20 protein-coding genes are annotated in these 26,096 nt (G+C 74.3%); 9 read left to right on the forward strand and 11 right to left on the reverse strand.

The window, feature by feature from the left end; genetic code table 11:
• Window positions 1–9 precede the first annotated feature (9 nt).
• The 3 genes from CYQ11_RS28300 to CYQ11_RS28310 form a co-directional block, all read right to left on the reverse strand.
• Window positions 10–2,871, reverse strand: a complete 2,862-nt coding sequence (locus CYQ11_RS28300; RefSeq protein WP_205041776.1) for a non-ribosomal peptide synthetase — start codon at window positions 2,869–2,871, stop codon at window positions 10–12.
• A gap of 91 nt (window positions 2,872–2,962) precedes the next feature.
• Window positions 2,963–3,787: an SDR family oxidoreductase gene (locus CYQ11_RS28305; protein ID WP_099197978.1), complete on the reverse strand. Its 825-nt coding sequence runs from the start codon at window positions 3,785–3,787 to the stop codon at window positions 2,963–2,965.
• Window position 3,788: 1 nt separating this feature from the next.
• On the reverse strand, window positions 3,789–4,499 hold the full coding sequence (locus CYQ11_RS28310) for a thioesterase II family protein (protein ID WP_099197977.1): 711 nt from the start codon (window positions 4,497–4,499) through the stop codon (window positions 3,789–3,791).
• A gap of 523 nt (window positions 4,500–5,022) precedes the next feature.
• Between CYQ11_RS28310 and CYQ11_RS28315 the strand changes: the two genes are divergently transcribed.
• The gene (locus CYQ11_RS28315) at window positions 5,023–6,477 is read left to right on the forward strand and encodes a DEAD/DEAH box helicase (protein WP_099197976.1); all 1,455 of its coding nucleotides are present in this window, start codon (window positions 5,023–5,025) and stop codon (window positions 6,475–6,477) included.
• Window positions 6,478–6,617: 140 nt separating this feature from the next.
• On the opposite strand, the gene CYQ11_RS28320 is transcribed toward CYQ11_RS28315, so the two are convergent.
• Entirely contained in the window at window positions 6,618–7,997 is a 1,380-nt protein-coding gene (locus CYQ11_RS28320) for a cryptochrome/photolyase family protein (protein WP_099197975.1), read from the reverse strand.
• Between the two features lie 219 nt (window positions 7,998–8,216).
• On the opposite strand from CYQ11_RS28320, the gene CYQ11_RS28325 reads away from it, so the two are divergent.
• Complete coding sequence (locus CYQ11_RS28325) at window positions 8,217–9,932, forward strand: sensor histidine kinase (RefSeq protein ID WP_099197974.1); 1,716 nt, start codon at window positions 8,217–8,219, stop codon at window positions 9,930–9,932.
• Window positions 9,933–10,051: 119 nt separating this feature from the next.
• Window positions 10,052–12,433, forward strand: coding sequence for a phosphoketolase family protein (locus tag CYQ11_RS28330; protein WP_099197973.1), 2,382 nt, complete (start codon window positions 10,052–10,054; stop codon window positions 12,431–12,433).
• A gap of 7 nt (window positions 12,434–12,440) precedes the next feature.
• Here the strand turns inward: CYQ11_RS28330 and CYQ11_RS28335 are convergent, their stop codons facing one another.
• The 6 genes from CYQ11_RS28335 to CYQ11_RS28360 all read right to left on the reverse strand — a co-directional run bounded on the left by CYQ11_RS28335 (window position 12,441) and on the right by CYQ11_RS28360 (window position 17,418).
• Entirely contained in the window at window positions 12,441–13,118 is a 678-nt protein-coding gene (locus CYQ11_RS28335) for a response regulator (protein ID WP_099197972.1), read from the reverse strand.
• Between the two features lie 140 nt (window positions 13,119–13,258).
• Window positions 13,259–13,546: a DUF1876 domain-containing protein gene (locus tag CYQ11_RS28340; RefSeq protein WP_099197971.1), complete on the reverse strand. Its 288-nt coding sequence runs from the start codon at window positions 13,544–13,546 to the stop codon at window positions 13,259–13,261.
• A gap of 200 nt (window positions 13,547–13,746) precedes the next feature.
• Window positions 13,747–14,736, reverse strand: a complete 990-nt coding sequence (locus CYQ11_RS28345) for a trypsin-like serine peptidase (protein WP_099197970.1) — start codon at window positions 14,734–14,736, stop codon at window positions 13,747–13,749.
• Between the two features lie 253 nt (window positions 14,737–14,989).
• Window positions 14,990–15,259, reverse strand: coding sequence for a DUF1876 domain-containing protein (locus CYQ11_RS28350; RefSeq protein ID WP_099197969.1), 270 nt, complete (start codon window positions 15,257–15,259; stop codon window positions 14,990–14,992).
• Window positions 15,260–15,341: 82 nt separating this feature from the next.
• Window positions 15,342–16,679, reverse strand: coding sequence for a phosphoribosyltransferase family protein (locus CYQ11_RS28355; protein WP_099197968.1), 1,338 nt, complete (start codon window positions 16,677–16,679; stop codon window positions 15,342–15,344).
• Between the two features lie 322 nt (window positions 16,680–17,001).
• Entirely contained in the window at window positions 17,002–17,418 is a 417-nt protein-coding gene (locus tag CYQ11_RS28360) for an HIT family protein (RefSeq protein ID WP_099197967.1), read from the reverse strand.
• Between the two features lie 90 nt (window positions 17,419–17,508).
• Here CYQ11_RS28360 and CYQ11_RS28365 point away from each other — a divergent pair, with 90 nt between their 5' ends.
• The 6 genes from CYQ11_RS28365 (at window position 17,509) to CYQ11_RS28390 (ending at window position 24,813) form a co-directional block, all read left to right on the forward strand.
• Window positions 17,509–18,270, forward strand: coding sequence for a DUF72 domain-containing protein (locus CYQ11_RS28365; protein WP_099197966.1), 762 nt, complete (start codon window positions 17,509–17,511; stop codon window positions 18,268–18,270).
• A gap of 94 nt (window positions 18,271–18,364) precedes the next feature.
• Window positions 18,365–18,688, forward strand: coding sequence for a plasmid stabilization protein (locus CYQ11_RS28370; RefSeq protein WP_099198004.1), 324 nt, complete (start codon window positions 18,365–18,367; stop codon window positions 18,686–18,688).
• 104 nt (window positions 18,689–18,792) lie between these two features.
• Entirely contained in the window at window positions 18,793–20,028 is a 1,236-nt protein-coding gene (locus CYQ11_RS28375) for a cytochrome P450 family protein (protein WP_099197965.1), read from the forward strand.
• A gap of 164 nt (window positions 20,029–20,192) precedes the next feature.
• On the forward strand, window positions 20,193–21,695 hold the full coding sequence (gene zwf / locus CYQ11_RS28380) for a glucose-6-phosphate dehydrogenase (protein WP_099197964.1): 1,503 nt from the start codon (window positions 20,193–20,195) through the stop codon (window positions 21,693–21,695).
• Window positions 21,692–22,435, forward strand: a complete 744-nt coding sequence (locus CYQ11_RS28385) for a beta-phosphoglucomutase family hydrolase (RefSeq protein ID WP_099197963.1) — start codon at window positions 21,692–21,694, stop codon at window positions 22,433–22,435. The genes zwf and CYQ11_RS28385 overlap by 4 nt, the downstream gene beginning before the upstream one ends.
• Entirely contained in the window at window positions 22,432–24,813 is a 2,382-nt protein-coding gene (locus CYQ11_RS28390; protein ID WP_099197962.1) for a glycoside hydrolase family 65 protein, read from the forward strand. Before CYQ11_RS28385 ends, CYQ11_RS28390 begins: the two co-directional genes overlap by 4 nt.
• Window positions 24,814–24,862: 49 nt before the next feature.
• Here CYQ11_RS28390 and CYQ11_RS28395 read toward each other — a convergent pair whose 3' ends face one another.
• Window positions 24,863–26,086: an FUSC family protein gene (locus CYQ11_RS28395; RefSeq protein ID WP_099197961.1), complete on the reverse strand. Its 1,224-nt coding sequence runs from the start codon at window positions 26,084–26,086 to the stop codon at window positions 24,863–24,865.
• Window positions 26,087–26,096: the final 10 nt, after the last annotated feature.

Raw genomic sequence — 26,096 nt, forward strand, 5'->3', positions numbered from 1 at the left:
GGCCGCCGGTCAGCTCCCGCTGTCCCGGAGCAGGCCGATGAACTGCACCGCGACGGAGTTGCGGTAGAAGTCCCGCACGGAGACCCGGGGGAGCCCGTGGTCCCGCAGCTCGCGCAGCAGCCGGATCACCAGCAGCGAGTTCCCGCCCAGTTCGAAGAAGTTGTCGTGCGGACCCACCTCGGTGTTCAGCATGCGGCTCCACAGCGCGAGGACGGTGGCGGCCGTCGGGTCGTCCTCCGCTGCCGGGCCCGGCCGGGAGCCCGCCGCGCGCGGGGGCGCGGCGGCGGCCTCGGGCTCGGGCAGCGCGGCCAGGTCGGCCTTGCCGTTGGCGGTCAGTGGTATCGCGCCGACCTCCGTGAGGGTCGCCGGCATCATGTAGTCCGGCAGCATCGTGGCGGCGTGGTCGAGCAGGTCCTGCCGGCGCAGCCCGGAGCCGCCGCGCGCCACGAAGTAGGCGTCGATGCGCGCGGTGTCCCGGTCCCGTGCGACGCCGTTGCGCAGGACGACCGCCGCCCCCGCGACCGAGGGGTGGCCGAGGAGCACGCCGCGGATCTCGTCGAGCTCTATCCGGTGCCCGCGGACCTTCACCTGGTTGTCGATCCGGCCGAGGTGGTCGAGCCGGCCGTCCGGCCGCAGGCGGCCCAGGTCCCCCGACCGGTAGAGCCGTTCGCCGCTGTACGGGTCGGTGACGAAGCGCTCCGCGGTCAGTTCGGGGCGCCGCAGGTAGCCCCGCGCGACACCGGCGCCCCCCACGTGGATCTCCCCGGCGACCCCCGCGGGCAGCACCCTGCCGCGTGGGTCGCGGACGGACAGGGACCAGCCGGGCAGCGCCTTGCCCACCGCCCTGCTGCCGGCGACGACGTCGGCGGGCGTGAGGGACTGCTCGGTGACGTGCACGGTGGTCTCGGTGATGCCGAACATGTTCGCCACGCGGCACTCCGTGGCGGAGTGCCGGGCGAACCACGTGCCGAGCACGCCGACGTCGAGTGCCTCGCCGCCGAGCACGACCAGTCGCACGGCGACGCGGGCCCGCAGCCGGGCGTCGGTCTCGATGAACTGGGCGAACGCCGAGGGCGTCTGGCTGAGGACCGTCACCTGCCACCGGTCCACGAGTTCGTAGAACAGCTCGGTGTCCCGTGTCGCCCAGTAGGGCACCACCACGAGCCGGCCCCCGGTGAGCAGGCAGCCCCAGATCTCCCACACCGAGAAGTCGAAGGCGCCGGAGTGGAAGAAGGTCCAGGTGTCCCCGGCGCCCAGTCCGAAGCGGTCCCGGGTCGCCGCGATGAGCGCGGTCACGTTGCGGTGCGGAACCACGACCCCCTTGGGCCGGCCCGTGGAACCGGAGGTGTAGATGACGTACGCGGGCTGGTCGGTGTCCGTCACGGGCGGCGGCGCCGCAGGGGCCGACTCCCCGAGCCCGTACAGCTCCTCGGGCGGGACCAGCCGCACACCGTCGAAGCGGGGAAGCGTCTCCGGCCGGCCGATGACGACGGGGGCGCCGGCGTCCTCCAGCGTGTACCGCAGCCGCTCCTCGGGATAGCGGACGTCCAGGGGCACGTAGGCGAAACCGGCCTTGACGATTCCGACCAGGGCGACCACGAACTCGGCCGTGCGGTCCAGCGCCACGGCGATCAGGCCGCCGGGCTCGGCACCCAGGGCGCGAAGGCCCCGCGCGACCAGTTCGGAGCGGCGCTCCAGCTCCGCGTAGGTGAGTTCGGTCTTCTCGTCGGCCACGGCGATCGCGTCGGGCCGGCGGCGGGCGACGTCGGACAGCAGGCCGTGCAGGGTCCGGTCCGCGTCCGGCGAGCCGGTCGGGGCCGTCGCGCCGTCGGCCAGCAGACGCGCGGCCTCCGCCTCGCCGATCAGCTCCGTCTCACCGAGCCTCAGGGACGGCGTCGCGAGCAGTTGCCCGGCGACGTGCGCCAGGTGGGCGGCGAAGTCCCGGGCGACACAGGGGTCGACCTCGCCCGCGCGGTAGCCCAGGGTCCCGGTCACCGATCCGTCGGCCGCGCGCAGCCAGTGGACGACGAGCGGCAAGGCGGGGGCGAGGAAGGGCCGGTAGCGCTCCCCTGGACGGTCGTCGTCGAAGACGCATCCCACCTGCGGAACCGGCACCCGGCGCGCGTCGTCGCCGGCCGGGGAACCGTCGAGGAGCGCCCGGCACCGCGCGACCAGGTCCCCCGCCGTCTGCTGCTCGTCGAGCGCGACGGCACGCACCCGCATGCCGTCGGCGGCCGGCGCGGCGGGCCACAGGGCCACGGCCGGTTCGTCCGAGCCCGCGTGCCGGGCGGCGGTGACGGCGGTCGCCGCGAGGAGCAGGGCGTCCGGCGCGGCCTCGGCCCACGGGACGGCCACGTCGCCGAACCAGTCGGCAGCCGAGGGGTCGCCCAGCCCCCACTCGGGTGCCGCGTGCGCCCCCTCCGGGCCGGCCGCCGCGGCGCCGCCGCCGGCGTCCGCGGACACGACCGGGGCAGGCGGCAGCGGCGTCCCCCGCGACAGGAGCGCGCCGAGACCCCGGAGCGCCTTCCGGGGCACCTCGGCGCGCCGGGCGACCAGGACCAGATCCGCCCGGCCGTCGGCGTACCCCAGGAAGACGGCACGCAGCGACCGGGCGGTGCCGTGGCCGCCCAGCGGCCGGCCGGCCTCCGCGCGCACCCGCGCGAGAGCGGCCGGATCGTCGTGCGCGACCGTGAGCCGGTCGTACCAGACGGACAGTCCGGCCGCGGCGGGGACGGCGCCGGCGGCCGCTCGCGCGCGTGCGCGGACCGTTTCGAAGGTGGCGCCGGCGTCCAGCCGCAGGGTGAGGCTGTGGCAGCCGCCGGCGTCCCGGGCGGTGGGCTCGGCCATGCGGTAGCGCAGGCCTGGCGTCATGAGGACTCCTCGGTTCGCGGGCTCCTGTGAATGCGCCTGCGGTCGCAGACTCCCGGCACGGGGGCGCGGCCGCGGCGCGGCCGCCCGCCGCTCACATGGCGGTGAAGCCGCCGTCCACGGTCACGGTGGCCCCGGTCACCTGGCGGGAGTCGCGCCCGCTCAGCCAGAGCGCCGCGCCCGCGACGTCCTGCGGCTCGATGAGCCGGTTCATCGGCTGCCGCCGGCTGAAGACCTCCTCGTGCTCCTCGACCGCCACGTCCAGGGAGCGGGCGATCTCGGCCAGCATGCGGCCCTCGACCAGCGGATCGTCGCGCACCGAGCCGGGGCACAGGGCGTTGACCCGCACCCGGAACGGCGCGTAGTCCAGCGCCGCCGCCTTGGTCAGGCCGATCAGCCCGTGCTTGGCGGCGACGTATCCGGCGAAGTGGCGGTAGCCGACCAGCCCGGCGGTGGACGCGACGTTGACCACGCTGCCCTCACGCCGGGCGATCATCGAGGGGACGAACGCCTTCATCATGTGCCACGCGCCCGTCAGATCGGTGTCGATCATCAGCTGCCACTCGTCGCCGCCGATCTCGTGCACCGCCTTGCCCGAGGGGGCCGCGATCCCCGCGCCGTTGACCAGGGCCTGGACGGCGCCGAAACGGTCCAGCGCCCGGGCGGCCACCGCCTCGCACGCCGCGAAGTCGCGCACGTCGGCCGCCTCGGTGAGCACGCACGCCCCGAACTCGCGGCACAGCTTCGCGGTGTGCTCCAGCTGAGCCGCGGAACCCAGCGGATAGGGCACACCGGCGACGTCGTCGGCGACGTCGACCAGGACCAGGTCCGCGCCCTCCTCGGCGAACCGGGTGGCGCAGGCCCGGCCCAGCCCGCGGGCGGCCCCCGTGACGACCGCCGTCACACCGTCGAGGAGCATGTCAGGGCCGCCGGCCGGCCAGGACCCGGGTGACGGTCTCCAGCAGCGGCGCCACCGTGTCGACGAGGTACATGTGCCGGCCGGGGATCTCCGCGTACCGGAACGCGCCCGTGGTGGCGTGGCGCCACTCCCGGGCCCGCTCCGCGTCGACCAGGGTGTCCGAGGCGCCCCGCAACGAGGTGACCGGGACCGACAGCGGCTCGTCCGAGCGGGGCTTGTAGTTCTCGTGCATCTCGACGTCCGCCCGCAGCAGCGGCAGCAGCAGCTCCCGCATCTCCGGGTCGTCCAGCGCCTCGTGGCGGTAGCCGGCGAACTGCTCGACCCTGGCGAGGAACTCCCGGTCGGCGAGCCCGGTGGCGCGGTCGTCGCGCCCGCTCCACGGGCCGGGCGAGCCGCTGACGAAGAGGTGGTCCGGCGCGGTCGCGCCGGTGAGGGAGGACAGGGCCCTGGCCGCCTCGAAGGCGAGCACCGCGCCGAGGCTGTGCCCGAAGAGGGCGTAGGAGTCGTATCCGCCGACCAGCTCGGCGATGCGCGGGGCGAGTGCCTGGGCGGCCGTGACGGCGTCGGTGTGGGGAGGGTCGACGAACAGCTCCTCCCGGCCCGGCAGCTGGACCGGCACGATGTCCGGACAGCCGTCCGGCAGGTCCGTCCAGGCCCGGTAGAAGCCCGCACCGCCCCCCGCGAAGGGTAGGCACACCAACGCCCCGCTCATCGCGTGTCCTCCTCGTCAGGGAACCTGGGTCTCCCGCTCAACAGGTCGGCACACTCTGGCACATGCCCGCGCGGGGACGGCAGCGTTCGACCTGCCGGGGCACGCGGGGCCGGCGCGGGCTCCGGCTGTACGACTGACGCGACGCCGCAGTCGGACACCCGCGCGGGGACCGGTTCCCAGGCGTCCGGGGCGGGGGACCGCCCAGGCGGCCGGGAAGGGGGCGTGCGGGCCCCTGGCCCCAGGGGCGAATAATGGCATTTGTCTAGCCCTGAACAGGCGGGCCGTGTTACTGTCGGCGGCAGCTGTCACAGCCGTTCTTCCCGTAGACTTCCCGTGCCTCGATGGTTCTCCACCATCGGGCGCTTTTGTGTTTCCGGTACTTCCTCCAGCGGATGGCTGTCATATTCCGTGCCGGTCCGGCCGGATTCGTTCCATCGTTCATCCGGTTCGTTCTTGCGTTTCCCCAGCCGCGCCTTCCCGCCGGGGACTCCTCGATACGTGCCCCGTCGAGGAAGGTTCCTTCATGAACCGCTTTGCACGTACGAACGGCCGGCCCGCCGGCTCCCGCAAGGGCGGCGCCGCCCCGAAGGGCGAGTTCGCCCCGCCGGCCACCCTCACCCCCGCCCTGCCGCCGGCCGCGACGTTCGCCGAACTGGACATGCCGGCCGCACTGCTCAAGACGCTCACCGGGCAGGGCGTGCAGGAGCCGTTCCCCATCCAGGCGGCCACCCTGCCGAACGCCCTCGCCGGCCGGGACGTCCTGGGCCGGGGGCGCACCGGATCGGGCAAGACGCTCGCCTTCGGCCTGGCGCTGCTCGCCCGCACCGCCGGCGGGCGCGCCCGGCCGCGGCAGCCGCTCGCCCTCGTGCTCGTCCCCACCCGGGAGCTGGCCCAGCAGGTCACCGACGCGCTCACCCCGTACGCCCGCGCGCTGGACCTGCGGACGGCCACCGTCGTCGGCGGCATGTCGATCGGCAGGCAGGCGAGCGCGCTGCGCGCCGGGGCCGAGGTCGTCGTCGCCACCCCCGGACGGCTCAGCGACCTCGTCGAGCGCCGGGACTGCCGGCTGGACCACGTGCGCGTGACCGTCCTGGACGAGGCCGACCAGATGACCGACATGGGCTTCATGCCCCAGGTCACCGAGCTGCTCGACCAGGTGCGCCCCGACGGCCAGCGGATGCTGTTCTCGGCCACCCTCGACCGCAACGTCGACCAGCTGGTCCGCCGCTACCTCACCGACCCGGTGGTCCACTCCGTCGACCCCTCGGCGGGCGCCGTGACGACGATGGAGCACCACGTGCTGTACGTCCACGGCCCCGACAAGTACGCGACCACCACCGAGATCGCCGCCCGCGACGGCCGGGTGATCATGTTCCTGGACACCAAGCACGGGGTCGACCAGCTCACCCGGCACCTGCGCGACAGCGGCGTGCGCGCCGCCGCGCTGCACGGCGGCAAGTCCCAGCCCCAGCGCACCCGCACCCTCGCCCAGTTCAAGGACGGCCAGGTCACGGTGCTGGTGGCCACCAACGTCGCCGCCCGCGGCATCCACGTCGACAACCTCGACCTGGTGGTCAACGTCGACCCGCCGGCCGACCACAAGGACTACCTGCACCGCGGCGGCCGCACCGCCCGCGCCGGCGAGTCCGGCAGCGTCGTCACCCTGGTGCTGCCCCACCAGCGCCGCGAGATGAGCCGGCTCATGGCCGACGCCGGCATCGCGCCGCGGATCACCCAGGTGCGCTCCGGCGAGGCGGAACTGAGCCGCATCACCGGCGCCCAGGCCCCCTCCGGCGTCCCCCTCGGCGGCGGCGCCCCGGCCGAGGCCGAGCGCCCCAAGCACGGCGGCGCCCCCTTCCGCGGCCTGGGCGGCGGGCCGGGCGGCGCCGGACGCTCCGGCCGCGGCTCCCGCCGGGCCGTCGAGGCCCGCCAGCTCGCCGAGGCCCGCAAGGCCGCGCGCGTCCGTCGCTCCGTGTAGCGGACCCTCACCCGCAGGCGTCGCGGTGCTCCCCGCCCGGGCGGCAAACCCTTCCGGCGGCGGTCCGCAGCGCCTGGGCGGTGGTCTGCCAGCCGCACGCACCGCGGTGCGCGCCCGCACCCCCGTACGCGCGCCGCTCCTCACTCCCGGCCCCGCGCCCGCTTGAAGCGCGCCAGGCCCTCGGACAGGGCGACGACGGGGGCGGGATAGTCGTACGCGGCGCGCTCGGGTGCCGGCAGCGTCCAGGGCGCGTGGACGGCCGGCGCGGCGAGACCGGCGAGCTCGGGCACCCAGCGGCGCACGTACGCGCCCTCCGGGTCGTGGCGCCCGGCCTGGGCGACGGGGTTGAGGACCCGGTTCGGCCGGGTGTCCGTGCCGGTGCCCGCCACCCACTGCCAGTTCAGCTGGTTGTTCGCGACGTCACCGTCCACCAGCAGGTCCAGGAAGTGGCGCGCGCCGACGCGCCAGTCGACGTACAGCGTCTTGGTGAGGAAGCTCGCCACCAGCAGCCGGCCGCGGTTGTGCATCCAGCCCTCGTGCAGCAGCTGGCGCATCGCCGCGTCGATCACGGGATAGCCGGTGCGGCCCTCCTTCCACGCCGCGACCTCCTCCCGCGCCGACTCCTCCGTCCGCCACCGGTCGTGCCGGGGACGGTAGTCGGCGAGGGCCGCGGCGGGCCGGGCGGCCAGGACCTGGTGGTGGAAGTCCCGCCAGGCGAGCTGCCGCACGAAGGCGTCGGCCCCCGGGCCGCCCGCCTCACGGGCCCGGCGGACGAGCTCCACCGGCGAGAGGGTGCCGAAGTGCAGATGAGGGGAGAGCCGGGAGGTGGCGTCCCCGGCCAGGTCGTCGTGGCGATCCCCGTAGCGGGCGAGCCCCGCGCGGCGCCACGCGGCGAAGCGCCCGCGGCCCGCCGTCTCCCCGCCCGCCGCCAGCCCGGGCGACGTCCCCGGCACGTCCGCGCGGGACGGCAGGTCCTCCGAGCGCACACCGGGCGGCACCGGCACCGCCCGGGGAGCACCGAGCACGTCGCGCAGGCGTTCGCCCGACCAGCGGCGGAAGTAGGGGGTGAAGACGGCGAAGTGGCCGGAGCCCGCCGGAGTGACGGCGCCGGGCGCGAGGGCGGTGATCACCGAGTCGTGGACGCTCAGCCGGCAGCCGCGCGCCCGCAGGGCACGCTCCAGCCGCTCCTCACGCCGCTGGGCGTAGCCGCTGACCCCGGCGGCCATGTGCACCGCGCCGGCGCCCGACTCGGCGACCACCTCGCACACCCGGGCGACGACGTCGCCGGAGCGCACGACGAGACGCCCGCCGCGTTTCCGCAGCCCCGCGTCGAGGTCCCGCAGGCAGTCCGCGAGGAACGCCCGCCGGTTGGGCACGGCGAAGCCCGCCGCGTCGATGCCCTCGTCCCGAACGAACAGCGGCACCACCTCGGCGGCGGAGGCCAGCGCCGCGCGCAGCGGCGGGTGGTCGTGCAGCCGCAGGTCGGAGGTGAACAGGACGACGGAGACGGGGGCGCTCATGGCGCCCACGGTGGGCGGGAAGCGGCCACCGCGCAATCCGACACGCACGCGGCCGCGGGCGTCCCGGCCGCGCGGGGGCACGGACCAGCGGGGACGACGGGCCGGGCGGGAGGGCCAAACGGGCAGTGAAGGAGCCCGGGTGAGGGACCGTCACACGCGACGATACGGTGGTGCCGCAGGGGAAGACCGTCCGAGTGGACGAGCCGACGAGGAGGTACGGTGCGCAACACCGGGAAGGGCTCGGTGCGGCTTCCGCAGCTCCGGCTGGACGACCTGCTGGAGGAACTCCAGGCGAGGCTGGACGCCGCCCGCGGCACCCGGGACCGGGTCCACAGCCTGCTGGAGGCGGTGCTGTCGGTGGGCCGCGGGCTGGACCTGGAGGACGCCCTGCGGCGCATCATCGAAACGGCGGTGGTGCTGGTGGACGCCGAATACGGCGCCCTGGGCGTCATCGGCCCCGACGAGCGGACCCTGTCCCAGTTCCTCACCGTGGGCCTCACCGACGAGCAGATCGCGGCCATCGGTCCGTACCCGTCGGGCCACGGCATCCTCGGCGAGCTCATCCGCCACCCCGAGCCGCTGCGCCTGTCCCGGATCGCCAAGTCCCCGGCCTCGTACGGCTTCCCGGCGAACCACCCGCCGATGCACAGCTTCGTGGGCGTGCCGATCCGCGTGCGGGAGCAGGTCTTCGGGAACCTCTACCTGACCGGGAAGCGCGGCGGGGCCGACTTCGACGACGAGGACGAGGCCGTGCTCGCCACGCTCGCCGTCGCCGCCGGCGTCGCCATCGACAACGCTCGTCTGTACGAGGAGTCCAGACGGCGCGAGCGCTGGCTGCGCGCCAGCGCCGAGGTGACCACCAGCCTGATGTCCGCCGGCCCGGGGGCCGACGTCATCGGCCTGATCGCCGAGCTGGCGAAGGACATCACCGGGGCCGCGCTGGCCACGGTCTCCCTGCCGCTGGACGAGGGCGCCGGCCTGACCGTGGAGGTGGCCGCCGGCGAGCAGGGGGACGGGCTGCGCGGCCTGGTGGTGCCCGTCGACGGCACGCTCAGCGGGGCCTCGTGGGCCGAGCGGGGCCCGGTGTACAGCGTGGACGTCGGAGAGGACCCGAGGATCTCCTTCGGGCCCGGCCGGCTGGCGGGACTCGGCCCGGCGGTGGCCGTGCCGATCCGCTCGGGCGAGGACGCGCGCGCCGTCCTGCTGCTGGCCCGCCGGCGCGGCGAGGCCGGGTTCTCCCCGGAGGAGACCGAGCCGCTCGTCGCGTTCGCCGCCCAGGCCGCCGTGGCCATGGAACTGGCGGAGCGCCGCGCGGACGCCGAACAGCTCGCCCTCCTGGAGGACCGCGACCGGATCGCCCGGGACCTGCACGACCTGGCCATCCAGCGGCTCTTCGCGGCGGGCATGACGCTGCAGAGCGCCGACCGCTTCATCGGCCACCCCGAGGCGGCGGAGCGGGTGCGGCGCGCGGTGGACGACCTGGACGAGACCATCAAGATCATCAGGTCGACGATCTTCGGCCTGCGGTCGCGGGAGACCGCCCCGCCCCACGGCCTGCGCACCCGGGTCGTCCAAGCCGTCAGCGAGGCCGGCGCCGCCCTCGGCTTCGCGCCCGGGCTGCGCATGGAGGGACTGCTGGACACCCAGGTGCCGCGCGCGGTCGCCGACGACGTCGTGGCGGTCCTGGCGGAGGCCCTCACCAACGTGGCCCGGCACGCCGGCGCCTCGGCCACCGACGTCGCCGTGGTCAACGACGGACGGGACCTCCTGCTGACCGTCACCGACAACGGCGTCGGCACCCCGGACGGCGGCCGCCGCAGCGGCCTGCGCAACCTCGCCGAGCGCGCCGCCGCCCACGGCGGCGGCCTGCGGCTGACCACACCGTCCGGCGGCGGGACGACCCTGGCGTGGAGCATTCCGCTGGAACGGGGGTAGGCGCGGAAGCACCCCCGCCCGGCACGCCCCCATGGCGACCGGGGCGGTGGGGTGGAACGGTGGGCACGGGTGCGCGGCGCACCCGTGGACCCGCACCGACGCCGACGAAGGAGCGACCCATGCCGGACCTCCCCGACCGACCCGGTGACCCCTGCGACGAGGAACTGGCGGCGCTGGACGCCCACTGGCGGGCGGCCAACTACCTCTCGGCGGGCCAGATCTACCTGCTGGACAACCCCCTGCTCACCGAACCCCTGCGCCCGGAGCACATCAAGCCCCGGCTGCTCGGCCACTGGGGCACCTCGCCGGGGCTGAACCTCGTCCACACCCACCTCAACCGGGTGATCAAGGCACGGGACCTGGACGCCCTGTGCGTCTGGGGGCCCGGCCACGGCGGGCCGGCCGTCCTCGCGGGCTCCTGGCTGGACGGCAGCTACGGCGAGACCTACCCCGACGTCGGCCGGGACGCGCGCGGCATGGCCCGGCTCTTCCGCCAGTTCTCCTTCCCCGGCGGCGTGCCCAGCCACGTCGCGCCCGAGACGCCCGGATCCGTCCACGAGGGCGGCGAACTGGGCTACAGCCTCGCCCACGCCTACGGCGCCGCCCTCGACAACCCCGGCCTGCTCGTGGCCTGCGTCATCGGCGACGGCGAGGCCGAGACCGGCCCGCTGGCGGCCTCCTGGCACTCGAACAAGTTCCTCGACCCCGTCCACGACGGGGCGGTGCTGCCGATCCTCCACCTCAACGGCTACAAGATCTCCAACCCGGCCGTCCTGGCCCGGCTCCCCGAGACCGAGCTGGACCGGCTGCTGCACGGCTACGGCCACCACCCCCTCCACGTCGGCGGGGACGACCCCCGCCAGGTCCACCGCGACCTGGCCCGGGCCATGGACACCGCCCTGGACCACATCGCCGTCATCCAGCGCTCCGCCCGCGCCGAAGGCGTCACCGACCGGCCCTCCTGGCCCGTGATCGTCCTGCGGACGCCCAAGGGCTGGACCGGCCCCGCCGAGGTCGACGGCACCCCCGTGGAGGGCACCTGGCGCGCCCACCAGGTCCCGCTCAGCGGCGTCCGGGACGACCGGGGACACCTGCGGCAGCTGGAGCAGTGGCTGCGCTCGTACCGCCCCGGCGAACTCTTCGACGCCGAGGGCAGGCCCACACCCGCGGTGCTCGCGTGCGTACCGGAGGGGCCCCGCCGCCTCGGCGCGAACCCGCACGCCAACGGCGGCCTGCTGCTGCGCGAGCTGCCCCTGCCGCCGCTGGAGCGGCACGCGGTCACCGTCGACAAACCGGGCGCCACCCAACACGAACCCACGCGCGTCCTCGGGGACCTGCTGGAAGACGTCATGACCCGGACCGCCGAGCGCAGGGACTTCCGGCTCGTGGGCCCGGACGAGACGGCCTCGAACCGGCTCCAGGCCGTCTTCCGGGCCACCGACAAGGCGTGGCAGGCCACCACCCTGCCCACGGACGAACACCTAGGCCGGCACGGCAGGGTGATGGAGGTCCTCTCCGAGCACCTGTGCCAGGGATGGCTGGAGGGATACCTGCTCACCGGCCGGCACGGCTTCTTCTCCTGCTACGAGGCGTTCGTGCACATCGTCGACTCCATGGTCAACCAGCACATCAAATGGCTGAAGGTCTCCCGCACCCTGCCCTGGCGCCGGCCCGTCGCCTCGCTCAACTACCTGCTCACCTCGCACGTCTGGCGCCAGGACCACAACGGCTTCTCCCACCAGGACCCCGGCTTCGTCGACCACGTCCTCAACAAGAGCGCCGACGTCGTCCGCGTCTACTTCCCGCCCGACGCCAACACCCTGCTGTCGGTCGCCGACCACGTCCTGCGCAGCCGCGACCACGTCAACGTCGTCGTCGCCGGGAAACAGCCCGGCTTCGACTGGCTCGACCTGGAACAGGCCCGCGCCCACTGCGCCCGCGGCGCCGGCATCTGGACCTGGGCCGGCACCGAGGAGAGCGGCCGCGAGCCCGACGTCGTCCTCGCCGCCGCCGGCGACGTGCCCACGCAGGAGGTCCTGGCCGCCGCGAGCCTGCTCCGGCGCCACCTGCCGGACCTGGCCGTCCGGGTCGTCAACGTCGTCGACATCGCCCGCCTCATGCCGAGCGGCGAACACCCCCACGGCATGCCGGACGCCGAGTTCGACGCCCTGTTCACCCGCGACAAGCCGGTCGTCTTCGCCTACCACGGCTACCCCTGGCTCATCCACCGCCTGGCCTACCGGCGTGCGGTCCACGGCGACCTGCACGTGCGCGGCTACAAGGAGTCCGGGTCCACGACCACGCCGTTCGACATGGTCGTCCGCAACGACCTCGACCGCTACCGCCTGGTCATGGACGTCATCGACCGCGTCCCCGGCCTCGCCGTACGGGCCGCAGCAGTGCGCCAGACCATGGCCGACGCCCGCACCCGCCACCACGCCTGGGTCCGCGAGCACGGCACGGACCTGCCCGAGGTGGCCGACTGGACGTGGGACGGCTGACGGCGCCTCAGCCGCGGCCCGCCGCCTGGGAGGCGATCACGGCCGCCTGGATGCGGCGCTCGACGCCCAGCTTGGCGAGCAGGCGCGAGATGTGGTTCTTCACCGTCTTCTCGGACAGGAACAGCTCCTTGCCGATCTGGCGGTTGGTCAGTCCGGCCCCCACCAGGGCCAGGATGTCGCGCTCGCGCGGGGAGAGGCCGGCCAGCCGGGCGTCCTGCGGCCCTGTCTCGTCCTCGCCGCGCAGGCTGCTCATCAGACGAGCCGTCGTGGCCGGATCCAGCATGGACTGGCCGGAGGCGACCGTACGGATCGCGGCGACCAGGTCGGAGCCCTTGATCTGCTTGAGGACGTAGCCCGCCGCCCCGGCCATGATCGCGTCCAGCAGGGCGTCGTCGTCGTCGAACGACGTCAGCATCAGACAGGCGAGACCCGGCAGGCGCGAGCGCAGTTCCCGGCACACCGAGATGCCGTCGCCGTCCGGCAGCCGCACGTCCAGCACGGCGACGTCGGGGCGCAGGGCCGGGCCGCGGGCCAGGGCGTGCTCGATGCCGCCGGCCTCGCCGACGACCGTGATGTCGTCCTCGCCGTCCAGCAGGTCGCGGATGCCGCGCCGGACGACCTCGTGGTCGTCCAGGAGGAAGACCCGGATCGGCCTCTCCCGGGAGAACGCCTGTGACTGCTCCACTGCCTGCTCCTGTCCGACGGTCGGCGCACTGCCACGATGATTCGATCATGAACCGGCGGGGCGGTGACCGCCATGGGCCGAACGGCCCCGGGGCGGGGTGGGGCGGCGGCTTCAGGCGCGTGGCGCGGCGGTGCCCGGCCTCACACGGGCCAGCCGTAGGACGGCGAGGTCCTGGGCTCCGGCGCGGCCCCCACGGCCTCGACGTCGTGCGCGGCGGTGCTCAGCAGCTTGTCGCCGAGGTCGCGCAGGGCCCGGCCCACGGCGAACTCGTCGCCGATCTCCGGGACGTCCTTGTCGCCGGGGGCGCGCTGGGCTGTTCCCCGGCCGGTGAGCGAGGTGGTTCCCGTCTCCAGCACCACCTGGGCCTTCGTCGTTCCCTCGTCCTCGGAAAGTCGAAGGCGAACGTTCCACTCGGTCGTGTGCGGCATGGCTCGCTCCTCGTTCTGGTCCGGTCCCCGCGGCGGGTGCGCAAAGCCCCGGGGCACGGTTTTCGGCGAGGTCTACCTCCTCAACGTACCTCGCCCGGCGCCGCTCCTCTCGGCGCCCGCCCGCCGCGCCTGCCGTGCCGTGGTGCGCCGGCCGTGGCGGCGGTGACCGGAGGGCGCCGCCACGGCCGGGGACGCGGACGTCAGGTGGTCTGGGCCTGGTCGTAGAGCTTCTTGACGTCGTCGCCGAAGTACGGGCCGAACATCGTGTTCGGCAGGAAGACGTAGCCGAAGCTGTTGACCGAGGCCTGCAGGCCGGTGCCCGAGGCCTCGTCGAACGAGGTGAACCACGGGCCGCCGCTCGAGCCGCCGGTCATGTTGCAGCCGAGGCCGTGGTCGGTGGTCAGCAGGAAGTCCTTGGAGCTCTTGCCGCTGCAGTGGATGAGCTTGGTGCCGTCGTACGGGGAGGCGGCGGGGAAGCCGAAGGAGTACATGGCCTTGTTGTAGCCGCCGTTGAACTCCAGGCCCTGGGCCCCGACGACGTCGGTGAGCCTCTTGCCGTCCACGGGGGCCACGACGGCGGCGCCCACGTCGTAGTTCATGCCCGTCTGCTCGTTGGCCACCCACTGCGGGGTGGACATCGTCTTGCTCGCGGTCCACTTGCCGTACGGGGTCTGCCCGTTGTCGTAGCCGGGAGCGAACACCCAGTTGGTGTGCCAGGCGCCCTGGTACTTCACGCAGTGCCCGGCGGTGATCACGGTGCTGCCGTTCTTGCTGGTGACCGCGTCGCCGGAACACGAGGCGTTGCGTCCCTGCATGGTGAAGAACACGCGGCCGGACGTCCGGACGACGGCGCCCCCGCCCGTCCACGGGGCGCCGGCCTGGGGGAAGGACCTGGTCCGTGGCGCGGCCGGGGCGGTCGGCGCGACGGTCGTCGTCCTGCCGCCGCGCTCGGGCGCCGCGGACGCGGCGTCCGGGGCGACCGGGAGGAGGTCCAGCGGGGTGGCCGTCCGCATCCGGTCGGGCGTCCAGTAGTCGCTCGCCTTCTGCCGGGCGGCGGCCGAGGCCGCGAGGGTGTGAACGGTCCCTGGTGCCGGCGGGGCGCCGGCGGCCGCGGTGGCCTGCGTGCCCGCGGTGACCAGGGCGCCGGCGATCAGCAGGATGCCGGCGGTCGTGCGGCGGGGTCGTCTCACGCGTACTCCTTCTGCCGAGGCCGCGCGCGGCGAGCCGCGCGGGCTCTGTGGGGGCCGGACCGGGCGCGGTGCGGGCGGTCCGGGCAGACGAGTGGTGCGGATGCGCAGGAGCGGTGCGTGAGGCAGGGTGCCACGGAAGGCCAACTATTGACAGGGGCGTGTCAAGTTTGGCCGGTTGGAGTGCGGACGTGCGGCGGCCCCGGCCGCCGGGCGGATGCCGGCGGGCCGGGGCCGTGAGCGAGGCGTGGGTCGGTCAGTGGGACAGGTGGACGTCCTGGTGCATGACCTCCTGGATGTCGGTGCCGGCCTTGTCGAGCAGCTGTTCGGCGAGGCCGTTGAGGGCGCGGGCGGCCGCGACCTCCTCGCCGACCCGCTGCTGGCGGCGGTCGTCCGGATGGCGGTTGGCGATGCCCTGAGCGGCGAGCTGCGAGCCGTCGTGCATCTTCAGACGCACGTCGGCCTGCGTGGTGGCGTCGATCTCGCGGAACTCCATCTGGATGTTGCAGTCGACGATCGTCTCCATGGGGATCACCTGCGGATCTGTTCGGTGGGGGATCGGTTCGGGTCCCTCGCCCCCGCTCCGGGGACGGGGAGGGCACCCGTCGCTACGGCGCGGAGGCGGCGGGCGTCAGATGGCCGGTGAACCAGTCGCGGGCGAGGTCCGCGACGGCGTCCAGGGTTCCGGGCTCCTCGAAGAGGTGCGTGGCGCCGGGCACGACGGCCAGTCTGTTCTCGCAGCGCAACTGCTGTGCGGCGCGGCGGTTGAGGTCGAGCACCACGTCGTCCAGGCCGCCCACGACGAGCAGGGTCGGCGCCGTGACGTCACCCAGCCGGGGCCCCGCGAGATCGGGCCGGCCGCCGCGCGAGACGACGGCGGCGACACCGCCCGCGTCCGGGCCGCCGGGGGCGTCCGCGGCCGCCCACAGGGCGGCTGCCGCGCCCGTGCTCGCGCCGAAGTAGCAGACGGGCCCCGCCGCGCGACGGCGCAGCCAGCGCGTGACCTCCGTCAGCCGGCGCGCCAGCGGCTCGACGGCGAACACGTTGGCCCGGTCGGTCTCCTCCTCGGGGGTGAGCAGGTCGAACAGGAGGGTGGCCAGGCCCGCGTCGTTCAGGGCGCGGGCCACCGCGCGGTTGCGGGGACTCAGCCGGCTGCTGCCGCTGCCGTGCGCGAAGACCACCAGCCCGGGGGCGCCCTCGGGGAGGGTCAGGTCGCCGGCGAGCTCGACGGCCCCGCCCTCCACCGGCAGCCGCACCGGGCCCGTCGCGAGCCGGCCGGGGCCGCCGCCTCCCGCGTCCTCGTCGCGGGTCTCCGCCGCGTTGCGGCGCAGGAGCTCCATGACCTCCTCGTCCTCGGTCTGGGAGAAGTCGTGGTACCACTCGCCCACCGCGGAGAAGACCGCCGGAGTGGACAGGCACACCAGCTCGTCCACCTTCGCCCGGAACGTCTCGGCCGTGTCCGGGGGCGCCACCGGCACGGCCAGCACCACCCGGGCGGCTCCCTGCGCCCCCGCCACCTGGACGGCGGCGGACGCGGTGGCGCCGGTCGCGATGCCGTCGTCGACCACCACGGCCGTACGGCCCCGCAGCGGGACGCGCGGGCGCCCGGCGCGGAACCGCTCGGCCTGCCGGGCCAGCTCCGCCTCCTCGCCGCGCTGGACCTCGGCGAGGTCGTCCTCGTCGATGCGGCTCATGCGGACGATGTCGTCGCTGACCACCCGCACCCCGCCCTCGCCGATGGCTCCGAAGCCGAGCTCGCGGTGGTAGGGCACGCCCAGCTTGCGGACGAGGATGACGTCGAGCGGCGCCCGCAGCGCGTGGGCGATCTCGAAGGCCACGGGAACGCCGCCCCGTGGCAGGCCCAGCACGACCGGACGTTCGTCGCGCAGATGTTCCAGCCGCTCGGCGAGGCGCCGACCGGCGTCCACCCGGTCGATGAATCGCATGATCCACCTCTGACCCCGGGGCCCGGCTCCGGAGGCTCCGGAAGACAAGGAAAGCCGTCCGTCCAGGGAGCCTTACTTCCAATATGACGGCCTTGGAGTGGTTAGTCCACGCCAGCCCCGGCCGTCCCGTACCGGTCTAGGGGGTGTCCGGTGGGTCGGTGCGGGTCCTGCGGTGTCCGCTGGGGCCACCTCCCAGCGGTAGCCGGGGGAGGATCGCAAGGCGGAGCATCTGCCTCGGACCGGGCGTCCTCGGCTGATGCGACAACGCAGCGAGGTGCCGTGCCGGGCTCCGCAGGGCCCGTGCTGACCCATCGGACACCCCCTAGTCCTCACCGAGCGCCGCACGCAACCGGGCCGCCACCGCCGCCGCCTCCTCGTCGGAGCCGTAGCGCGTACGGGGCCAGAAGAACCCCCGCAGACCGTCCTTGCGGTTGCGCGGCACGACGTGCACGTGGAAGTGGGGCACGGACTGGCTGACCCGGTTGTTGGCGGCCACGAACGAGCCGGCGGCGTCCATGGCGCGCTCCACCGCGCCCGCGACCCGCTGCACCCGGGTGAAGAACGGTCCGAGGTCCCCGGCGGGCAGGTCGGTGAGCGTCTCGGCGTGCCGCCGGGGCACCACCAGCACATGGCCCGGGAACAACGGACGCGCGTCCAGGAACGCCACCGCCGTCTCGTCCTCCAGGACGAGGTGAGCGGCCGTCGCGCCGGCCGCGATCGCACAGAAGATGCAGTCCACGGGGACAGTCAACTACCCCCGGGCCCGGCATCCGGCTGGAATGGGGCCCGTGGCGGTGAATCGCCCGTCCGCCCCGGGCAAGGGTCACCCATGCCCCTCCTCGTCGGCACCTCCGGCTGGCAGTACAAGGACTGGCGCGGCGACCTCTACCCCGCGGACCTGCCGCAGCGGTTGTGGCTGGAGGAGTACGCGGCGCGGTTCACGACCGTCGAGAACAACAACGCCTTCTACCGGCTGCCCAAGCCCGAGACCTTCGCCGACTGGCGCGAGCGCACCCCCGACGGGTTCGTGATGGCCGTCAAGGCCAGCCGCTACCTCACCCACATCAAGCGGCTGCGCGAGCCCGAGGAGCCCGTCGACCGGCTCATGCGGCACGCCTCCGGGCTGGGGGAGCGGCTCGGTCCCGTGCTGCTCCAGCTGCCCCCGACGCTGCGGGCCGACGCCGCGCTCCTGGACGCCGCGCTCGCCTGCTTCCCCGCCGGGACGCGCGTCGCCGTCGAGCCCCGGCACGACTCCTGGTGGACGGAGGAGATCCGCTCGGTGCTGGAGGACCGGGGCGCCGCCCTGTGCTGGGCCGACCACGACTCCCGGCCGGTGACGCCGCTGTGGCGCACGGCCGGCTGGGGTTACGTGCGCTTCCACTGCGGCCGGGCGCAGCCGTGGCCGCGCTACGGACGGCAGGCGCTCGGCACCTGGGCCCGGCGCGTCGCCGACACCTGGCCCGACGACGCCGACGTGTACACCTACTTCAACAACGACCCCGGCGGCGCAGCCGTCCACGACGCGGCCGCCTTCGCCCGCGCCGCGGCCTGTCTGGGGCGCACGGTGAGCCGCACTCCGGACACTTCCTAGGCACGTCCCGATCGGCGGCTCCCGCCCTGCGCGGTAAGGGGCCGCGTGCCAGGGTAGCCGTGTACGGACGGAAGCGCCGGTGAAGGAGCAGCACATGCCCAGAGGATCCAGCCCCAAGCGCGAGCGCCAGTACGAGTACATCAAGGACAGCGTGCGCGACCGCGGCGAGAGCGAGAAGCGGGCCAAGGAGATCGCGAGCCGCACCGTCAACAAGGAACGGGCCCGCGCGGGCGAGTCCAAGACCGCGAGCCGCACGTCCCTGGACGACATGTCGTCCTCGCGTCGCGGCGGCCAGCGCTCGCACTCCGGGGCCCAGGGGCCCACCAAGGAACAGCTGTACAACGAGGCCAGGCAGAAGAACATCCACGGCCGCTCGGACATGACCAAGGAGGAGCTGAAGAAGGCGCTCGGCCGCTGAGGAGCCGGCCACGGGCCCTTTGTAGGAACCGCACAGCCGCAGGCCGCCAGCGCTGACCGGGCCCCCCGCGTCGGGACGGCCGGGGCATCGGTGAGGATGAGCGGGTGCCCGAACCCCTGAACCCCGCCGACCCCGCCTTCGCACGTGACCCGTACCCCGCCTACGCACGGCTGCGCGAGCAGGCCCCCGTGGCCCGGGTGGCGCTGGCCAACGGCACGCACGCGTGGCTGGTCACCGGCCACGAACAGGCGCGCGCCGTGCTGGCCGACCCCCGGTTCTCCAACGTGCCGGCGCCGGGCGCGGGCCGGCCCAAGCCCGATTCCCCGGCGCAGCGCGCCCGCGGATGCCTGGCCCGCCACATGCTCAACTCCGACGCCCCCGACCACCTGCGGCTGCGCCGGCTGACCACCGCCGCGTTCACCCCGCGCCGCGTCGACGCGCTGCGCCCGCGCATCGAGCGGCTCACCGACGGGCTGCTGGCCGGACTCTCGGCACGGCTGGAGCTCGACGGCGGCGCCGACCTCGTCGACGCGTTCGCCTTCCCCCTGCCCGTGCTGGTGATCGGCGAGGTGCTGGGCGTACCTGAGGCCGACCGCGCGGAGCTGCGCGAATGGACCTACCGGGTGGGTTCGCCGGCGGACGCGCTCGTGGAGGGCGCGGTGGACGAGGCGTGGGTGCGGCTCCACGCCTACTTCTCCGCGCTGATCGCGCGGAAGCGGCGGGCGCCGGGCGAGGACCTGTTCAGCGCGCTGGTGCACGACGCGAGCGAGGGCGGCCTGGACGACGGCGAGCTGCTCGCCATGGCCTTCCTGCTGCTGTTCGCGGGCTACGAGACGACCATGAACCTGCTCGCGTCGGCGTCCCTGTCGCTGCTCGAGCACCCCGCCGAACTGGCCGCCGCGCGCGAGGGCGGGCCGGAGCGCTGGGCGGCGGTCGTCGAGGAGGTGCTGCGGCACGCCAGCCCGCTGGAGGGCACCACCTGGCGGCGCACCACCGCCGCGGTCGACCTGGGCGGCGAAGGCGTCATACCCGCCGGGGACTCGGTCCTCGTCGTACTCGCCGCCGCCAACCGCGACCCCGCCCACTTCCCCGAGCCGGACGCCTTCCGCCCGGACCGCCATCTGACCGGTGCGGACCGGGCCGCCCCGCACCTGGCCTTCGGTCACGGCCCGCACTTCTGCCTCGGCGCGCGCCTCGCGCGCCTGGAGGCGGCCGTCGCGCTGCCACGGCTCTTCGCCGCCTTCCCCGGCCTGGCCCTGGCCGCCGATCCGCAGCGGCTTCCCTACCGCCCGGGTCTGCTGGTGCGCGGACCGCGCAGGCTGCCGGTCACTCTGCGGTGAACGCCGCGGGCCGTCGACGGGTCGGCGCGGCCACGACGGCCGTCACCTTCCCGGTCCACTCCCGGCCGCACGCCCCAGGACGGGCTCGGCCCCACCCGCCCGGGGCCGCGGCCGAACGGGTGGCGTGAATCGCGCCCCGCGGCCCCCTGCCGGAAGGTGGGAACGTGACGGCCCTCCAGCCCCCCGCGACGGCGCACGGCACGAGCAACCGGCCCGGCCGCCCCGACGACCACGTCGTCGTGCTCTTCGGCGCCACCGGCGACCTCGCCAGACGCAAGCTGCTGCCCGGGCTGTACCGGCTCGCCCGGGCGGGGCTCATGCCGTACCGCTACCGGATCGTGGGCTCGGCGCCGGCCGCCTCCGCGCTCACCGACGAGGAGTTCCGCGCCCACGCCCGGCAGGCCGTCACCGAGTTCGGCGCGGAGCAGCTCTCCGGCGCGCACTGGGCGGCCTTCGAGAGCACGCTGAGCTTCGGGGCCGCCGACCCCGAGGACCCCCAGCCGCTGCTCGCCGCCGTACGGGCCGCCGAGCAGGCCGTCGGTGGCAGCCCCCGCAGGCTCTGCCACCTGGCCGTGCCACCGAGCGCCTTCGCCTCCGTCATCGGCATGCTGGGCCGCTGCGGGCTCGCCGAGCGGGCACGCGTCATCGTCGAGAAGCCCTTCGGCACCGACCTCGCCTCCGCCCGCGCCCTCAACGAGACGGTCCACGCGGTCTTCGACGAGTCCCGGGTCTTCCGCATCGACCACTTCCTCGGCAAGGAGTCCGTCGACAACATCCTCGCGCTCCGCTTCGCCAACGGTCTCTTCGAACCCGTCTGGAACCGCGACCACATCAGCCACGTCCAGATCGACGTGCCCGAGACGATCGGCATCGAGGGCCGCGCCGGGTTCTTCGAGGAGACCGGCACGTTCCGCGACATGATCGTGACCCACCTCTTCCAGGTGCTCGGCTTCGTCGCGATGGAACCGCCCGTCCGCCTTGAGGCGACGTCCCTGCGGGACGAGAAGGCCAAGGTCTTCGAGGCGATGAAACCGCTCGATCCGGCGCACGTCGTCCGCGGCCAGTACGCGGGGTACCGCGCGGAACCGGGCGTCGACCCGCACTCCGGCACCGAGACCTTCGCCGCCCTGCGCGTGGAGGTCGACAACTGGCGGTGGGCCGGCGTCCCGTTCTTCCTGCGCTCCGGCAAGTCCCTCGGCCGGCGGCGCCAGGTCGTCGCCCTCTCCTTCAAGGAACCGCCGCTGCGCATGTTCCCCGTCGACGCGCACACGGGGGGCGGCCCGCGGAGCAACACCCTGGTCGTCGACTTCGACGACCCCGGCTGGATCTCCGCCCGCTTCCTGGCCAAGGAGCCGGGCCCCGCGATGCGGCTCGGCCCGGCGGCCATGACCTTCCGCTACGCCGACTCCACGGGCCGGCGGCGCGGACTCGAGGGCTACGAACGGCTCCTCCTCGACGCCATGCTCGGCGACCAGTCCCTCTTCACCCGCGCGGACGGGATCGAGCGCCTGTGGGAGGTGTCCGAACCCCTCTTCCAGGCACCGCCGGCCGTCCTGCCGTACGCGCCCGGATCCTGGGGCCCGGCGGCGGCGGACGACCTCGTCGCCCCCCACCGCTGGTACCTCCCGGACATTCCCGTCGAAGATCCGGGAAGAGGAACCACATGACGAAGCTCGGTCTTCCCGACACCATCCGCGCCTGTCTGTTCGACATGGACGGCGTGCTGACCCAGACCGCCACCGTGCACGCCGCCGCCTGGAAGGAGACGTTCGACGCGTTCCTCCACCGGCGCGACGGCGCCGCCTTCCGGCCGTTCGACGCCGTGACGGACTACGACGAGTACGTCGACGGCATGCCCCGGGCGGACGGCGTGCGCTCCTTCCTCGCCTCCCGCGGCATCCGCCTGCCGGAGGGCGACGAGGACGACCCGCCGGACCGCGACACCGTGCACGGCCTCGGCAACCGCAAGAACCGGCTGGTCCTGGAGAAGATCAAGGAACTCGGGGTCCAGGCGTACGCCGGCTCCGTCCGCTACGCCGAGGCCGCCCGGGCAGCCGGTCTGCGCCGGGCCGTGGTGTCCTCCAGCGCCAACTGCCACGAGGTGCTGGTGGCCGCCGGCATCGACGCCCTCTTCGAGGTGCGCGTCGACGGAGTGGTCGCGGCCGAGCAGCGGCTGCCGGGCAAGCCCCACCCCGACACCTTCCTCGCCGCGGCCCGGGCGCTCGGCGTGCCGGCCGCCGAGGCGGCCGTCTTCGAGGACGCCCTGGCCGGCATGGAGGCCGGGCGCGCCGGCGGGTTCGGTTTCGTCGTCGGCGTGAACCGGGCCGGCCAGGCCGACGCCCTGCGCGAGCACGGAGCCGACACGGTCGTCGACGACCTGGCCGACCTGCTGGGGGAGGCCTCATGATCACCCATCCGGCCTACATGGTCGAACCCTGGTGCCTGCGCGAGACCGAGCTCAATCTCGACGTGCTCTCCCAGAGCGAGTCCGTCTTCGCGCTGTCCAACGGGCACGTGGGCTGGCGGGGCAACCTCGACGAGGGAGAGCCGCACGGCCTGCCGGGCAGCTACCTCAACGGCGTGTACGAGTTCCGGCCGCTGCCCTACGCCGAGGCCGGATACGGCTATCCGGAGTCCGGCCAGACCATCATCAACATCACCAACGGCAAGCTGATCCGCCTCCTGGTCGACGACGAGCCCTTCGACCTGCGCTACGGCAAGCTCCACAAGCACGAGCGGGTGCTGGACTTCCGCACCGGGCTGCTCCACCGCACCACCGAGTGGACGTCCCCGAGCGGGCGGAGCGTCCGGGTGCACTCGACCAGGCTGGTCTCCTTCACCCAGCGCGCGGTGGCGGCCGTCTCCTACGAAGTCGAGCCGCTCGACGACGAGATGCGCATCGTCCTGCAGTCGGAGCTGGTCGCCAACGAGCAGCTGCCCCAGCACGGCGGTGACCCGCGGGCCGCCGCCGTGCTGGAGGCGCCGCTGGAGCCCGAGCAGCACGGCGCCCACGGCCCGCGCATCCGGCTGCTGCACCGGACGGCCCGCAGTGGTCTGCGCGTGGCCGCGGCCGCCCACCACTTCATCAGCGGCGGTGAGAAGACGGAGTCGTCGTCGGAGAGCAGCGAGGACCTGGCCCGGCTCACCGTCACCTCGCGGCTGCGGCCCGGCCAGCGGCTGCGGATGGAGAAGATCGTCGCCCACGGCTGGTCGGCGGTCCGTTCGGCCCCCGCGGTGCACGACCAGGTCGACGCGGCGCTGGCGGCCGCCGCCAGCACCGGGTGGCAGGGGCTGGTGCGGGACCAGCGCGGTTACCTGGAGGACTTCTGGGCGCGCGCCGACGTGGTGGTGGACGGCGACGCGGAGATCCAGCAGGCCGTCCGGTTCGCGCTCTTCCACGTCCTGCAGGCGGGCGCCCGGGGCGAGGCGAGGGCCCTGCCGGCCAAGGGGCTGACCGGCCCCGGCTACGACGGCCACTGCTTCTGGGACACCGAGACGTTCGTCCTGCCGGTGCTGACGTACACCGCGCCGCAGGCGGTCGAGCAGGCGCTGCGCTGGCGGTACAGCACGCTGGCGGCGGCCCTGGAGCGCTCCCGGCAGCTCGGCTTCCAGGGTGCCGCCTTCCCCTGGCGGACCATCAACGGCAGCGAGTGCTCGGGCTACTGGCCCGCCGGAACCGCCGCCTTCCACATCAACGCCGACATCGCCGACGCCGTCGTGCGCTACGTGCGGGCCACCGAGGACGAGGGGTTCGAGCAGGAGGTGGGGCTGCCGCTGCTGGTGGAGACGGCCCGGCTGTGGCGCTCGCTGGGCCACCACGACCACCACGGGGACTTCCACATCGACGGTGTGACCGGCCCGGACGAGTACAGCGCCATCTCCGACGACAACCTCTACACGAACCTGATGGCGCAGCACAATCTGCGCGAGGCCGCCGGGATGGTCGAGCGCCACCCCGACCTGGCGGCGACCCTCGGGGTGGACGACGAGGAGACGGCCGCCTGGCGGGACGCCGCCGCCCGCATGACCCTGCCCTTCAACCCGGAACTCGGCGTGCACGAGCAGTCCGCGGGCTTCACCCGGCACCAGGTGTGGGACTTCTCGCGCACCGGCGAGGACCGGTACCCGCTGATGCTGAACTTCCCCTACTTCGACCTCTACCGCAAGCAGGTGGTCAAGCAGGCGGACCTCGTCCTCGCCATGTGCCTGCGGGGGGACGCCTTCACGCCCGAGGAGAAGGCCCGCAACTTCGCCTACTACGAGCCGCTGACCGTGCGGGACTCCTCGCTGTCGGCCTGCGGGCAGGCCGTCATGGCCGCCGAGGTCGGCCACATGCGCCTGGCCTACGACTACCTGGGCGAGGCGGCCATGATGGACCTCTCCGATCTGGAGGGGAACACCCGCGACGGCATCCACATCGCGTCGCTGGCGGGCACGTGGTTCGCGCTCGTCATCGGTTTCGGGGGGATGCGGGAGTACGACGGGCTGCTGGCCTTCACCCCGCGGCTGCCGGAGCAGCTCGGGCGCCTCTGCTTCACGGTGCAGTTCCGCGAGCGCCGGCTGAGGGTGGAGATCACGGGCCAGACCGCGACGTACACCCTGCTGGAGGGCGAGGACCTGGGCATCCGGCACTGCGGCGAGCGCCTGACGATCTCGGCGGGCGAGCCGGAGTCCCGGCAGGTGCCGCCCATCCCCGCGGGAACCCCGCCGGAGCAGCCGGCGGGCCGCTCCCCGGCCCGGCGCGGCCGGGGAGCGGGGCACGGCGAGGTGGACGGCGGTCACTGACCGGGCGCCGCCGGCCCCCGGGATCACGGCCGGGGACCGGCGGCCGGGTCTACTGCGTACTGCTGCGCCATCCGTAGCGGCTCTTGCGCAGTCGTCGCCGCATGCGGCGCAGCGGGTGGCGCTCGATCTGCTCGCGGGAGTGGCGGTCGAGTTCCTCCGCCAGCCGCTCGGTGCGCTTCTCCACGTCGAGCTCGTCCAGGATGCGGTCGACCTCGGCCAGCAGCGCCCCGTGCAGCTGCCACTGGCGCGGGTGGACGCGGACGCCGTCGAGCAGCAGGTGGGCGGCCCGGTCGCGGCTCGCCCGGCCCTCGGCGAGCTCCTTCAGCAGCCGGTCCTCGGCCTCCTCGGCGTTGGCGGTCACCTGAGTGGTGATCAGCACGGCGAAGCTCTCGATGGCCGTGGCCAGGTGGCGGAAGACCTCCTCCAGGGCGACCGCGACCTCCGGGGCGAACAGGGTCTCCTCGGTGCGTTCCTTGGCCAGGTCGGTGAGCGTGCGGCAGATCACCCGCAGGACGACGGCGGCGATCTCCAGCGTGTCGAGGCCCGTGCGCAGCACGACCCGGAAGAGCAGCCCCTCCTTGACCCGCGGGTTGAGCTTCAGGCTGTCCTCGGCCTGTCGCAGGGAGGCGTCCACCTGCGTGATGTCGTTGTCCAGCCGGCGGGCCTCGTGGAGGCGGGCGGCCGCCTCCGCGACCGGGGTGTGACCGGTGACGGTCTCGCCGATGTGCTGGAGCAGCCGCCGCATGCGGCGGGCCAGGTCCTCGATGGCGTCGCCGGCCGGCTGGACCCAGACCGGAGGCACGAACAGGAGGTCGAACATCAGGCCGACGACCGCACCGATCAGCGTCTCCAGGACCCGGTCCCAGGCGGTCTCCGCCACCCGGGTCACCCCCAGGACCAGCATGGCGCTGATCGCCACCTCGGGGACGAACTCCCCCACCCGTACGAAGCGCCCGATGACCAGGGAGGCCAGGATGATCAGTCCCAGGCTCCACCACGTCAGGCCGACCAGGGCGCTGAAGCCGATGGCGATGAGCACGCCGGCGACCACGGAGTTGACTCTGCGGATGCCGGTGGTGAGCGTGGAGTAGAGGGTCACCTGCACGACGAGCAGCGCGGTGAGGGGTGCGGTCAGCGGAGCCGGCTCGTTGCTCAGCCACAGGGCCACCACGTAGGCGATCACCGAGGCCAGCGTGGAGCGGACGGCCTGGACGAAGGCCGGCTCCCTGCCGCGTCGGACCAGTGTGGTCAAAGGGTCGGTGAAATATGGCACTTCATGCCTG

It is taken from the genome of Streptomyces cinnamoneus, assembly GCF_002939475.1.
GTDB lineage: Bacteria > Actinomycetota > Actinomycetes > Streptomycetales > Streptomycetaceae > Streptomyces > Streptomyces cinnamoneus_A.

Excerpts from the sequence above, each read along its gene's own strand:
- CYQ11_RS28300 (WP_205041776.1), bottom strand. The coding sequence starts at position 2,871 with ATGACGCCAGGCCTGCGCTACCGCATGGCCGAGCCCACCGCCCGGGAC.
- CYQ11_RS28305 (WP_099197978.1), bottom strand. The coding sequence starts at position 3,787 with ATGCTCCTCGACGGTGTGACGGCGGTCGTCACGGGGGCCGCCCGCGGG.
- CYQ11_RS28310 (WP_099197977.1), bottom strand. The coding sequence starts at position 4,499 with ATGAGCGGGGCGTTGGTGTGCCTACCCTTCGCGGGGGGCGGTGCGGGC.
- CYQ11_RS28315 (WP_099197976.1), top strand. The coding sequence starts at position 5,023 with ATGAACCGCTTTGCACGTACGAACGGCCGGCCCGCCGGCTCCCGCAAG.
- CYQ11_RS28320 (WP_099197975.1), bottom strand. The coding sequence starts at position 7,997 with ATGAGCGCCCCCGTCTCCGTCGTCCTGTTCACCTCCGACCTGCGGCTG.
- CYQ11_RS28330 (WP_099197973.1), top strand. The coding sequence starts at position 10,052 with ATGCCGGACCTCCCCGACCGACCCGGTGACCCCTGCGACGAGGAACTG.
- CYQ11_RS28340 (WP_099197971.1), bottom strand. The coding sequence starts at position 13,546 with ATGCCGCACACGACCGAGTGGAACGTTCGCCTTCGACTTTCCGAGGAC.
- CYQ11_RS28350 (WP_099197969.1), bottom strand. The coding sequence starts at position 15,259 with ATGGAGACGATCGTCGACTGCAACATCCAGATGGAGTTCCGCGAGATC.
- CYQ11_RS28355 (WP_099197968.1), bottom strand. The coding sequence starts at position 16,679 with ATGCGATTCATCGACCGGGTGGACGCCGGTCGGCGCCTCGCCGAGCGG.
- CYQ11_RS28365 (WP_099197966.1), top strand. The coding sequence starts at position 17,509 with ATGCCCCTCCTCGTCGGCACCTCCGGCTGGCAGTACAAGGACTGGCGC.
- CYQ11_RS28370 (WP_099198004.1), top strand. The coding sequence starts at position 18,365 with ATGCCCAGAGGATCCAGCCCCAAGCGCGAGCGCCAGTACGAGTACATC.
- CYQ11_RS28385 (WP_099197963.1), top strand. The coding sequence starts at position 21,692 with ATGACGAAGCTCGGTCTTCCCGACACCATCCGCGCCTGTCTGTTCGAC.
- CYQ11_RS28390 (WP_099197962.1), top strand. The coding sequence starts at position 22,432 with ATGATCACCCATCCGGCCTACATGGTCGAACCCTGGTGCCTGCGCGAG.